The organism is Pseudomonas sp. AC016 (genome assembly GCF_979253365.1).
In genome coordinates, this window is sequence record NZ_CEEDCC010000001.1 from 954,277 (window position 1) to 966,893 (window position 12,617).

10 protein-coding genes are annotated in these 12,617 nt (G+C 60.4%); 4 read left to right on the plus strand and 6 right to left on the minus strand.

All coding sequences use genetic code 11. From position 1 onward, the window contains the following. Nucleotides 1–78 precede the first annotated feature (78 nt). The 5 genes from prpF to AC0IXS_RS04235 all read right to left on the minus strand — a co-directional run bounded on the left by prpF (nt 79) and on the right by AC0IXS_RS04235 (nt 6,869). Nucleotides 79–1,263 (minus strand): 2-methylaconitate cis-trans isomerase PrpF, encoded by a 1,185-nt coding sequence (prpF, locus tag AC0IXS_RS04215; protein WP_122689667.1) that lies wholly within the window; start codon nt 1,261–1,263, stop codon nt 79–81. A 68-nt stretch (nt 1,264–1,331) separates the two neighbouring features. Further along, nucleotides 1,332–3,920 carry a Fe/S-dependent 2-methylisocitrate dehydratase AcnD gene (acnD, locus tag AC0IXS_RS04220; RefSeq protein WP_057409608.1) on the minus strand — a complete coding sequence of 863 codons (2,589 nt, stop codon included), beginning with the start codon at nt 3,918–3,920 and terminating at the stop codon, nt 1,332–1,334. A gap of 82 nt (nt 3,921–4,002) precedes the next feature. Next, a complete protein-coding gene (gene prpC / locus AC0IXS_RS04225; protein ID WP_471823925.1) occupies nt 4,003–5,130 on the minus strand; it encodes a bifunctional 2-methylcitrate synthase/citrate synthase in 1,128 nt (375 codons plus the stop codon). A 141-nt stretch (nt 5,131–5,271) separates the two neighbouring features. Next, nucleotides 5,272–6,165 carry a methylisocitrate lyase gene (gene prpB / locus AC0IXS_RS04230; RefSeq protein WP_057411182.1) on the minus strand — a complete coding sequence of 298 codons (894 nt, stop codon included), beginning with the start codon at nt 6,163–6,165 and terminating at the stop codon, nt 5,272–5,274. Next, a complete protein-coding gene (locus AC0IXS_RS04235) occupies nt 6,162–6,869 on the minus strand; it encodes a GntR family transcriptional regulator (RefSeq protein ID WP_004888357.1) in 708 nt (235 codons plus the stop codon). Before AC0IXS_RS04235 ends, prpB begins: the two co-directional genes overlap by 4 nt. A 296-nt stretch (nt 6,870–7,165) precedes the next feature. Here AC0IXS_RS04235 and rloA point away from each other — a divergent pair, with 296 nt between their 5' ends. The 4 genes from rloA (at nt 7,166) to pabB (ending at nt 11,665) form a co-directional block, all read left to right on the plus strand. Continuing rightward, nucleotides 7,166–7,702: a retropepsin-like aspartic peptidase RloA gene (gene rloA / locus AC0IXS_RS04240; protein ID WP_057411183.1), complete on the plus strand. Its 537-nt coding sequence runs from the start codon at nt 7,166–7,168 to the stop codon at nt 7,700–7,702. Nucleotides 7,703–7,706: 4 nt separating this feature from the next. Continuing rightward, the gene (rloB, locus tag AC0IXS_RS04245; RefSeq protein WP_025993302.1) at nt 7,707–9,245 is read left to right on the plus strand and encodes an osmotic stress tolerance membrane protein RloB; all 1,539 of its coding nucleotides are present in this window, start codon (nt 7,707–7,709) and stop codon (nt 9,243–9,245) included. Then, entirely contained in the window at nt 9,245–10,222 is a 978-nt protein-coding gene (locus AC0IXS_RS04250; protein WP_161987344.1) for an alpha-L-glutamate ligase-like protein, read from the plus strand. The genes rloB and AC0IXS_RS04250 overlap by 1 nt, the downstream gene beginning before the upstream one ends. 96 nt (nt 10,223–10,318) lie before the next feature. Further along, on the plus strand, nt 10,319–11,665 hold the full coding sequence (pabB, locus tag AC0IXS_RS04255; protein ID WP_057411185.1) for an aminodeoxychorismate synthase component I: 1,347 nt from the start codon (nt 10,319–10,321) through the stop codon (nt 11,663–11,665). Between the two features lie 163 nt (nt 11,666–11,828). Here pabB and thrH read toward each other — a convergent pair whose 3' ends face one another. Next, a complete protein-coding gene (gene thrH / locus AC0IXS_RS04260) occupies nt 11,829–12,446 on the minus strand; it encodes a bifunctional phosphoserine phosphatase/homoserine phosphotransferase ThrH (protein WP_057411186.1) in 618 nt (205 codons plus the stop codon). Nucleotides 12,447–12,617: the final 171 nt, after the last annotated feature.

Below are 12,617 nucleotides of genomic sequence, written 5' to 3' on the forward strand. Positions count from 1 at the left end.
GGCAAGCCGCTTCCCACACGGATTGCGTGTCTTCAGCGGACTGGGTGCGAACGCGGAGCATTGGTACGACCGAGCGCACTAGGCCTGCGGCACACGCACCCAGCCTTCCATCAACACTCTGGCGCTGCGGCTCATGATGGCCTTGGTGACTTTCCATTCGCCCTCTTGCTGATGCGCCTCGGCGCCCACCCGTAAAGTGCCGGAGGGATGACCGAAACGTACCGCGCTGCGGGTTTCGCCGCCCGCTGCCAGATTCACCAGCGTGCCCGGAATGGCCGCCGCTGTACCAATCGCCACAGCGGCAGTGCCCATCATCGCGTGGTGCAGCTTGCCCATGGACACGGCACGCACCAGCAGATCGATATCCTGCGTCGCGACCGGCTTGCCGCTGGACGACACGTAGCCGGACGGCGGCGCGACGAAAGCGACCTTCGGCGTGTGCTGCCGACGTGCCGCTTCGTCCACATGCCCGATCAGTCCCATGCGCACAGCGCCGTATGCCCGAATGGTTTCCAGCTTCGCCAGTGCTTCAGGGCTGCCATTGATGTCGCCCTGCAGCTCGGTGCCGGTGTAACCGATATCAGCGGCGTTGATGAAAATGGTCGGAATGCCCGCGTTGATCAGGGTTGCCTTCAACGTGCCGACACCCGGCACTTCCAGGTCATCTACCAGATTGCCGGTGGGAAACATCGAGCCACCGGCGCTCTCTTCGTCTGCGGCCGGGTCAAGAAACTCCAGTTGTACTTCGGCTGCGGGAAAGGTCACGCCGTCCAGCTCGAAGTCGCCGCTTTCCTGCACTTCGCCTTTACTGATCGGCACGTGGGCGATGATGGTCTTGCCAATGTTGGCCTGCCAGACGCGCACCGTGGCAATGCCGTCCTGCGGAATGCGACTGGCATCCACCAGACCGCTGAGAATCGCGAACGAGCCAACCGCTGCCGAGAGATTGCCGCAGTTGCCGCTCCAGTCCACGAACGGCTTGTCGATGGACACCTGCCCGAACAGATAATCGACATCGTGATCGGCCTTGTCGGAGCGAGACAGGATCACGGTTTTGCTGGTGCTGGACGTCGCCCCGCCCATGCCATCAATCTGTTTCTCATACGGATCGGGACTGCCGATCACGCGCAACAGCAGTGCGTCTCTTGCCGGACCTGGAACCTGCGCAGCTTCGGGCAGGTCAAGCAGGTTGAAGAACACACCCTTGCTGGTACCGCCACGCATATAGGTGGCGGGGATTCGGATTTGCGGTAAATGAGTCATGTCTGTTCCTGTCCCGGTCATCAGTCGTGCCCATACTCTTCATGAGCACGATCAGCGCTGCTCTGATTTCAAGACACAGTCGCTTCGAGGAAGTCTTGGGCAAAGCGTTGCAGCACGCCGCCCGCCTCATAAATGGAGAGTTCTTCGCCGGTGTCCAGACGACAGGTCACCGGCACTTCCAGGCGCTCGCCGTTCTTGCGAGTGATCACCAGCGTCAGGGTTGCACGCGGCGTACGCTGACCAACGACGTCGTAGGTTTCGCTGCCGTCGATGCCCAGCGTCAGTCGGTTGGTGCCCGGTTTGAACTCCAGCGGCAACACCCCCATACCGACCAGATTGGTGCGATGGATACGTTCGAAACCTTCGGCCGCAATCGCCTCGACGCCCGCCAGCCGCACACCTTTGGCCGCCCAGTCACGGGACGAGCCCTGACCGTAGTCGGCACCGGCAATGATGATCAGCGGCTGTTTGCGTGCCATGTAGGTTTCGATGGCTTCCCACATGCGCGTGACCTGCCCTTCCGGCTCGATCCGGGTCAGTGACCCCTTCTTGACCTTGCCCTCGACGACCGCCATTTCGTTGACCAGTTGCGGGTTGGCGAACGTGGCGCGCTGGGCGGTCAGGTGATCGCCGCGGTGGGTGGCATAAGAGTTGAAGTCTTCTTCCGGCACGCCCATTTTCGCCAGGTATTCACCGGCGGCACTGTTGAGCATGATCGCGTTGGACGGCGACAGGTGATCGGTCGTGATGTTGTCCGGCAGCACCGCCAGCGGGCGCATGCCCTTCAGCGTGCGCTCTCCGGCCAGCGCGCCTTCCCAGTAAGGTGGACGGCGGATATAGGTACTCATCGGGCGCCAGTCGTACAGCGGCTCGACCTTCGGACCGGTATGCTCTTCGATGGCGAACATCGGGATGTAGACCTGACGGAACTGCTCCGGCTTGACCGAAGCCTGCACCACGGCGTCGATTTCTTCGTCGCTCGGCCACAAGTCCATCAGGCGGATCTCTTTGCCATCGACAACGCCCAGCACATCCTTTTCGATATCGAACCGGATCGTGCCTGCAATCGCGTAAGCGACTACCAGCGGCGGCGAGGCGAGAAATGCCTGTTTGGCGTAAGGATGGATTCGTCCGTCGAAGTTGCGGTTACCGGACAGTACAGCAGTCGCGTACAGATCGCGGTCGATGATCTCCTGCTGGATGACCGGATCCAGCGCTCCGGACATGCCGTTGCAGGTGGTGCAGGCAAACGCCACCACGCCGAAACCCAGTTGCTCAAGCTCCGTGGTCAGCCCGGCAGCGTCCAGATACAACGCCACGGTTTTCGAACCGGGCGCCAGCGAGGACTTAACCCAGGGCTTGCGAGTCAGCCCCAGGCGGTTGGCGTTACGTGCCAGCAGACCTGCGGCGATCACGTTGCGCGGGTTGCTGGTGTTGGTGCAACTGGTGATCGCGGCGATGATCACCGCGCCATCGGGCATCTGCCCCGGCACTTCATCCCATTGTCCGGCGATACCTCTGGCAGCCAGATCCGACGTGGCCACACGCGCATGCGGATTCGACGGCCCGGCCATGTTGCGCACCACGCTGGACAGATCGAAGCTCAGCACGCGCTCGTATTCCACCTGTTCAAGGCTATCGGACCACAATCCGGTGTGCCTGGCGTACAGTTCGACCAGCTTGACCTGCTCGTCCTCACGTCCGGTCAGGCGCAGGTAATCGATGGTCTGCGAGTCAATGGAGAACATCGCGGCCGTGGCACCGTACTCAGGCGCCATATTGGAAATCGTCGCCCGGTCGCCCAGGGTCAGGCTGGCCGCGCCTTCGCCGTAGAATTCCAGGTACGCGCCCACCACTTTCTGCTGGCGCAGGTATTCAGTCAGGGCCAATACCACGTCGGTTGCGGTAATGCCGGGCTGACGGCGACCCGTCAGTTCGACCCCGATGATGTCCGGCAGACGCATCCAGGACGCGCGACCCAGCATCACGTTTTCCGCTTCAAGGCCGCCCACGCCGATAGCAATCACCCCAAGCGCATCGACGTGCGGAGTGTGGCTGTCGGTGCCGACCAGCGTGTCGGGAAACGCCACACCATCGAGTACCTGAACCACCGGCGACATTTTCTCCAGATTGATCTGATGCATGATGCCGTTGCCGGGCGGGATCACTTCGACGTTCTTGAACGCCTGCTTGGTCCAGTCGATGAAGTGGAAGCGGTCTTCGTTACGGCGGTCCTCGATGGCGCGGTTCTTCTCGAACGCCTGCGGGTCATTGCCGCCGCACTCCACGGCCAGCGAGTGATCGACGATCAGTTGCACCGGCACCACCGGATTGACCAGCGCAGGGTCGCCGCCCTGGGACGCGATGGCATCGCGCAGGCCTGCGAGGTCGACCAGCGCGGTCTGACCCAGAATGTCGTGGCACACCACACGCGCCGGAAACCACGGAAAATCCAGGTCGCGGCGGCGCTCGATCAACTGGGTCAGCGAGGCATTCAGGGTCGCCGGATCACAGCGACGCACCAGATTTTCGGCCAGCACGCGTGAGGTGTAAGGCAAGGTAGCGTATGCACCGGGCTTGAGGGCTTCGATGGCTGCATGTGCATCAAAGTAGTCCAGTCGGGTGCCGGGAAGCGGTTTGCGAAATTCACTGTTCATTGCTGGGCTCGGTTCATAGCGGCTAAATCAGGTTTCGAAAAGCAGGCGGGAAGCTCATCGGCGGCTCCCCTGCCCACCTGGTTCAGCGTTGCTCGATGGGCACGAAGCTGCGCTGCTCGACGCCGGTGTACTCGGCGCTCGGACGAATGATGCGGTTGTTGCTGCGCTGTTCGAACACATGCGCCGCCCAGCCCGTCAGGCGCGAGCAGACGAAGATCGGCGTGAACAGCTTGGTCGGAATGCCCATGAAGTGGTAGGCCGAGGCGTGGTAAAAGTCCGCATTGGGAAACAGCTTCTTCTGCTCCCACATGACCTTGTCGATGGCCTCGGAAACAGGAAACAGCACAGTGTCACCCACCTCATCGGCGAGCTGTTTCGACCAGCCCTTGATCACCTCGTTGCGCGGGTCGGATTCCTTGTAGATCGCATGGCCGAAGCCCATGATCTTCTCCTTGCGCTCCAGCATGCCCAGCGTGCCCTGGGTAGCCTCTTCGGCCGACCCGAAACGCTGGATCATCTCCATGGCCGCTTCGTTGGCGCCACCATGCAACGGACCGCGCAACGTGCCGATCGCCGCCGTGATGCAGGAATACAGGTCGGACAGGGTCGATGCGCAGACACGTGCGGTAAACGTCGAAGCGTTGAATTCGTGCTCGGCGTACAGGATCAGTGACACGTCCATGACCTTGCGGTGCAGTTCGCTGGGTGTCTTGTCCAGCAGCAGGTGCAGAAAATGCCCGCCGATGGAGTCTTCGTTCGTGATGCAGTCGATGCGCTTGCCTTCATGGCTGAAGCGGTACCAGTAGCACATGATCGCCGGAAAGGCTGCCAGCAGGCGGTCGGTGGCATCGCGCTGCTGCTCGAAGCTGCGCTCCGGTTCCAGGGTCCCGAGCATCGAGGCCCCGGTGCGCATCACGTCCATCGTGTGGGTGTCGGCGGGTATGCGCTCAAGCACTTCTTTCAGGGCCTGAGGCAGTTCGCGCATTTCCGTGAGGCGTTGCATGTAGGCGGTCAGTTGCATCCGGGTCGGCAACTCACCGTAGAGCAGCAGATAGGCGACTTCTTCGAAGCGCGCTTCGGCGGCCAGCTCGCGAACGTCATAGCCACGATAGGTCAGGCCAGCGCCCGCCATGCCGACGGTGGACAGGGCAGTCTGTCCGGCGACCTGGCCCCGCAGACCTGCGCCGCTCAATACTTTTGCTTCAGCCATTGCATTCTCCAGTTCTTGAAATTGTCGGGAATGATCATGTGAATATCCCGCTCGTGCGCCACGAAACACTCGAGAGCGGACGCTGAGCGTCCTGGGCGGCGTTACCACGCAGGAGCGTGAGAACGATCAGCGGGCTTTTTTTCAGCCTTTCTTCTGCGCAAACAGCGCGTCGAGCTTGCGTTCGAAGGTGTGGTAATCGATGGCGTCGTACAGCTCCATTCGGGTCTGCATGGTGTCGATCACATTCTGTTGGGTGCCGTCACGGCGAATCGCGCCGTAGACATTTTCCGCCGCCTTGTTCATGGCGCGGAATGCCGACAGAGGATAGAGCACCAGCGATACATCAGCGTCGCGCAGCTCGTCCACGGTAAACAACGGCGTGGCACCGAACTCGGTGATGTTGGCCAGGATCGGCACACCGGCGCGGTTGGCGAACTGCTTGTACATGGCAAGCTCGGTGATCGCTTCCGGGAAGATCATGTCCGCACCGGCTTCGATGCAGGCCGCTGCCCGCTCCAGGGCCGACTCAAGACCTTCGACCGCCAGCGCATCGGTGCGCGCCATGATCACGAAACTGTCGTCGGTCCGCGCATCGACGGCGGCCTTGATGCGGTCGACCATCTCCTGCTGCGACACGATTTCCTTGTTCGGACGATGCCCGCAGCGCTTGGCACCGACCTGATCTTCAATATGGATAGCGGCCGCACCGGCCTTGATCATCGAACGCACGGTGCGCGCCACGTTGAATGCCGACGAACCAAAACCGGTGTCGACATCGACCAGCAGCGGCAGATCACAGACATCGGTGATGCGTCGCACATCGATCAGCACATCTTCAAGCCCGGTAATGCCCAGGTCCGGAATACCCAGCGAGCCTGCAGCCACTCCGCCACCGGACAGATAAATCGCCTTGAACCCGGCACGTTTGGCCAGCAGCGCATGATTGGCATTGATTGCGCCAACCACCTGCAACGGCTGTTCGCTGATGACCGCGTCACGAAAACGCTGTCCGGGAGTTGTGGTGTCGCGACTCATGATTCACCTCGGTCGGTAGCCGCCTGATAATGGCGCTCGATGTTGCGTCTGGACGCACCGATATGGCGGCGCATCAATAATTCGGCCAGCTCGCCATCGCGTTCGGCAATCGCATCGAGGATGCGGTGATGCTCGGCAAAGGCCTGGCGGGGTCGGTTCGGCGTGGTGGAAAACTGGATGCGGTACATGCGGACAAGCTGATACAGCTCGCCACAGAGCATCTGGCTGAGGGTGCGGTTGCCGCTGCCCTGAATGATCCGGTAATGAAAGTCGAAATCGCCTTCCTGCTGGTAATAGCCGACACCGGCCTGAAACGCAGCGTCGCGCTCGTGGGTATCCAGCACTCGGCGCAACTCATCGATCTCTTCGCTCGTCATGCGTTCGGCGGCCAGCCGACAGGCCATGCCTTCAAGGGATTCACGAATTTCGTACAGCTCGATCATTTCGGCGTGGCTCAGGGAGACCACGCGGGCACCGACATGCGGCACGCGGACCACCAGACGCTGGCCTTCGAGACGATGGATCGCTTCGCGCAGCGGGCCACGGCTGATGCCATAGGTACGGGCCAGTTCCGGCTCGGAAATTTTGCTGCCCGGCGCAATCTCGCCTTTGACGATGGCCGCCTGAATACGCCGAAAGACGTGCTCGGAAAGGGTTTCCGAATCGTCCGCCAACACCGTAACTTCTTCAAGCGCACCCAACATTGTCGACACCTTGAATTTCAATAGCGCTAAATCTAGCTATGAGCACACGATACGTCAAAGAAAAATGCGTGATTGTCGACAATCGCCTAACGCACGAGAATTTTCTTACACACTCCGCAGGCTACCGGACAGCGTCGTAAAACTGCCAGCAGCGAGGCTTCATGCTAGACTGCGCGCCACATTTATTCAGCGCTGCCCGGCCCCGGATTCCAGCCTGCAACCCTGTTTTTTTCGTCATCAGGCCCATCCCGTTTGAGCCCTGACCCTGAAGTTTTGCGCTCATTGCGCCAGGATTTATGAGACTTGATACCCTAACCACTCTGTTTTGCCTTTTGCTTCTGCCTGCCTTCAGCGTTGCAGCCAACAAGACTGTCTACGGCTTGAACGAGTACGCACGACTCGCTGATATCGACCTTGAAGTCGCCGCAAAGCTGGACACTGGCGCCAAGACAGCTTCATTGAGTGCGCGCGACATCAAGCACTTCAAACGCAATGGCGAAAGCTGGGTACGCTTCTATCTGGCCATCGACGACAGCCATGCGCACCCCATAGAACGACCGCTGGCACGTGTCAGCAAGATCAAGCGTCGCGCCGATGACCGCGACCCGGATGACGAGAAAAAGTACACCGCCCGCCCTGTCATCAGCCTGTCGGTCTGCATGGGTGAAGTTTTACGCACCATAGAAGTGAACTTGACCGACCGAAGTGCTTTCCAATACCCGCTTTTGATCGGCTCCGAAGCCTTGAAACACTTCGATGCGCTGGTCGATCCAAGTCTTAAATATGCGGCAGGGAAGCCTGGCTGCGCTTCCGTCGCTCAAAACGCAGAGTAAATACATGCGCTCTCTCACGCTCCATCTGAAAATCCTGATCACGGTGCTCGTCACGCTTGGCATCGCAATCACGGCCTATCAGATACTGGCGCTCGGCATTCCGGTGACCGAAGACGAAACCGACGACCTGTGGAATATCGATGCCAAGGTCGAATTTGTTGCCAACCCCAAGGACTCGGTCAAGATTCAGATGTTCGTGCCGCCGCTGGCACACGACTACATCAGCCTCAATGAAAGCTTCATCTCCAACAACTATGGCGTCAGCGTCAACCGTGGCGACGGCAATCGCCGCGTCACTTGGTCGACCCGCCGTGCCACCGGTAACCAGACGCTCTACTACCGACTGGTGCTGACCAAGCGCTACAGCGGCGACAAGCCCAAGGTCAAAGGCCCGATCTTCCGAGACAGCCTGCCCGTCGAAGGCCCTGAGAAAGTCGCTGCCGAAGCTTTGCTGGCGCCCATTCGCCAACACTCGGCGGATGTCGAGACCTTCATCACCGAGGCCATCAAGCGCGTCAACAACCTGAACGACGACAACGTCAAGCTTCTGCTGGCGGGCGATACGTCTGCCGGTAAGAAAGCCCAGATCACCGAGTTGCTGCTGTCCATCGCCCACGTGCCGATGGAAAAGGCTCACACCATTCGCCTGGACGCCGGTCAGCCGCAAACGCCTGAACTGTGGCTGCGCAGCTTCAATGGCAAGGAATGGCTGTATTTCAACCCGGACACCGGTGAAGCCGGTTTGCCGGACGATCGCCTACTGTGGTGGACCGGTGACGAGAATCTGGTCACGGTCGAAGGTGGCAAGAAGGTGCAGGTCACCTTCAGCCTGAACAACAGCGAAATGAATGCCATGCGTCTGGCCAAACTGACCGACGCCAGTACCGATTCCGACTTCCTTGCCTATTCGTTGTATGGCCTGCCACTGCAGACCCAGCAGACGTTCATGATCATGGTCATGATCCCGATTGGCGTGCTGGTTATCCTGATTCTGCGCAACCTGATCGGCCTGCAGACGCTGGGTACGTTTACGCCGGTGCTGATCGCCCTGGCCTTCCGCGAAACCCAGCTGGGCTTCGGCATTGCGCTGTTTACGGTGATCACCGCGCTCGGGCTGTCGCTGCGCTCCTACCTTGAGCACCTGAAGCTGCAGATGCTGCCGCGCCTGTCGGTGGTACTGACCTTCGTGGTGGTACTGATCGCCGCCATCAGCCTGTTCAGCCATAAACTGGGGCTGGAGCGCGGCCTTTCGGTGGCATTGTTCCCGATGGTGATCCTGACCATGACTATTGAACGCCTGTCGATCACCTGGGAAGAACGCGGCGCCAGCCACGCCATGAAAGTGGCCATCGGTACGCTGTTCGCGGCGTCCCTGGCACACCTGATCATGAGCGTGCCGGAGCTGACCTATTTTGTGTTCACCTTCCCGGCAGTGTTGCTGGTGCTGGTCGGCTTCATGCTGGCGATGGGCAGATACCGTGGCTACCGCCTGACCGAACTGATGCGCTTCAAGGCGTTCCTTAAAGAGGAACAGGCCAAGTGATCGGCTGGTGGAAAACCTGGAAGGCGCTGGAGGCGCGCGGGATCATGGGCATCAATCGGCGAAACGCCGATTACGTGCTCAAGTACAACAAGCGCAGCCTGTACCCGATTGTCGATGACAAGATCATCACCAAGGAACGCGCCATCGCGGCCGGGATTCATGTGCCGGAAATGTATGGCGTGATTTCGACCGAAAAGGAAATCGACCAGCTCGACGAGATCATCGGCGGACGCAGCGATTTCGTGATCAAACCGGCACAGGGCGCAGGCGGCGACGGCATCCTGGTGATCGCCGACCGCTTCGAAGACCGTTATCGCACAGTGTCCGGGCGCATCATCAGCAAGTCGGAAATCGAGCATCAGGTGTCCAGTATCCTGACCGGCCTGTATTCGCTGGGTGGACACCGCGACCGCGCATTGATCGAATACCGCGTCACGCCGGACCCGATCTTCAAGAGCATCAGCTACGAAGGCGTGCCGGACATACGCATCATCGTGCTGATGGGATACCCGGTCATGGCCATGTTGCGCCTGCCTACCCGCCAGTCGGGCGGCAAGGCCAACCTGCACCAGGGTGCTATCGGCGTGGGTGTTGACCTGGCAACGGGCATCACCCTGCAAGGCACCTGGCTGAACAGCATCATCAGCAAACACCCGGACACCACCAACTCGGTGGACGGCGTGCAGTTGCCCAACTGGGACGGCTTCATGGAACTCTCGGCCGAATGCTATGAGCTGTGCGGGCTGGGCTACATCGGCGTCGACATGGTGCTCGATCAGGACAAGGGACCGCTGATCCTTGAGCTTAATGCCCGCCCCGGTCTGAACATTCAGATCGCCAATGACAGCGGCCTGACACACCGCACTCAGGCGGTCGAGGCGCGCATCGAGCAGTTGGCGCTGGAAGGTCGGCAGGAAACGCCTCAGGAACGGGTCGAATTTGTACAGGCGCTGTTCGGCCATGTACCAAGCGCCTGAGAACGATCGGCTTCTGCCCAATCCCGACATACCCCTAGGAGGCGACAGTCCACAGGACTACAATCCCCGGCCGCGCCTCAATACTGACGTTTCGACATGCCCACCTGCCTGATTCATCCCCTGCCCTACAGCCCCGACCCGGCCGAGTATTTCTCACGCATTCGCCAGGCACCGGGCGCGATCCTGCTCGACAGCGGAAGACCGGTAGCCGACCGGGGTCGCTTTGACCTGCTCAGCGCCTGGCCCTTGCAGGAGCTGACAGTCGGGACGCAGGAAACCGGCAGTGCCTACATCGAACGGCTGCGCGCGAGCCTCGCGGCACTGGGCAGCGCCAGCCTGCCGGAAGGCACCGAACTGCCATTCGCAGGTGGCCTGATGGGGTATCTGAGTTACGATTTCGGACGCCGTCTCGAGCCGCTGCCAAACGCATCCGTTGACGATCTGCGACTGCCCGATGGACGCCTCGGGCTGTATGGCTGGGCCTTGATCAGTGATCATCAGGCGCAGACCAGCCAGTTGATGTTTCATCCGGCCATGACCGAGGCCGAGCGCGAACGCCTGATTGAGCTGTTCGAAGGCAAACCGGCACCCGACGTAACACCGTTCTCGCTGAAACGACCTTTTGCCGCCAGCATCAGCGCCAGCAATTACCAGCAAGCGTTCGAGCGAATTCAGGACTATATCCAGGCAGGCGACTGTTATCAGGTCAACCTCACCCAGAGATTTCAGGCACCTTGCTCGGGCGATCCGTGGCAAGCCTACCGGGCACTCCGATCAGCCTGCCCGACGCCGTTTGCAGGCTTCATGGCGTTGCCGGATGACGACGCGATCCTGAGCCTGTCACCCGAGCGTTTTGTGAAGGTCAGCGACCGGCAGGTCGAAACCCGGCCGATCAAAGGCACCCGCCCGCGTGGCAAAGACCCGGCACAGGACGCCGAACTCGCCGGGCAACTGCTGCGCAGCGAAAAGGATCGGGCCGAGAACCTGATGATCGTCGACCTGCTGCGCAACGACCTGGGACGCAGTTGCCGAATCGGCTCAGTGAAAGTCCCGCAACTGTTCAGCCTTGAAAGCTACCCCAACGTGCATCATCTGGTGAGCAGCGTGACCGGCGAACTGGCGGCAGACCATGATGCGCTGGACCTGATCGCAGGCAGCTTCCCCGGCGGCTCGATCACCGGCGCGCCGAAAATCCGGGCCATGCAGATCATCGACGAACTGGAGCCCACGCGGCGCAGCATCTATTGCGGTTCACTGATGTACATGGACGTACGTGGTCAGATGGACAGCTCAATCGCCATTCGCAGCCTGCTGGTCAAGGATGGACAGGTGTCCTGCTGGGGCGGCGGCGGCATCGTTGCGGATTCCGAGTGCGAGGCGGAATATCAGGAGACCTTTACCAAGGTGCGCGTACTGCTTGAGACGCTGAATGCGCTGGCCTGATCCGGCCGTGATGACCATTCCCACGCTCCGGAGCTCATCGTTATACACAAGTCTGCCTCAATACTGATCGTGCCCATCGCTCCGCGTGGGCATGCCTCCCAGGACGCTCCGCGTCGGCTCTCGAGCGTGACGACACAGAGCGCCAGAACCCCTAAAAATCGAGCTAGAGCGCCAGCTCCCGATTCGATGCTTTGATGAATTCCTTCTTCAGGTCTTCGAATGTATGCACCGCCGGAAACTGCGGAAACTCGCGGATCACGTTTTCAGGAGCGTGAAACAGGATGCCGGCGTCAGCTTCGCCCAGCATGGTGGTGTCGTTATAGGAATCGCCTGCTGCGATGATGCGGTAATACAGGCTCTTGAAGGCCAGCACCGACTGGCGCTTGGGGTCTTTCTGGCGCAACTGATAGCTCACCACCCGGTCGGTCTCGTCAGTGATCAGGCGATGGCAGAGCAAGGTCGGAAAACCCAGCTGGCGCATCAGTGGCTGGGAGAACTCGTAAAACGTGTCCGACAGAATCACCACCTGAAACCGCTCGCGCAGCCAATTGACGAATTCCACCGCACCGTCCAGCGGCTTGAGGGTGCCGATCACTTCCTGAATGTCCGACAGTTTCAGGCCGTGCTCGTCGAGAATGCGCAGGCGCTGCTTCATCAGCACGTCGTAGTCGGGAATGTCCCGGGTAGTGGCGCGCAGGGATTCGATACCGGTTTTTTCGGCAAAGGCGATCCAGATTTCCGGGACCAGCACACCTTCCAGGTCGAGACAGGCAATTTCCACAGAACGCTCCTCAAGGGACACTTCAAGACAAAGGGAAGCGGCACTCTAGCCGCTCGTCAGACCCCGCGCAACGCATCACAAGGGCCAGCGAAGCGGCCATGCAACGATGGATTTTGTTACCATTGCTGCCATCACGAGCGCTTAAGCGCCACCCTTTACCCAGGAAGCCGC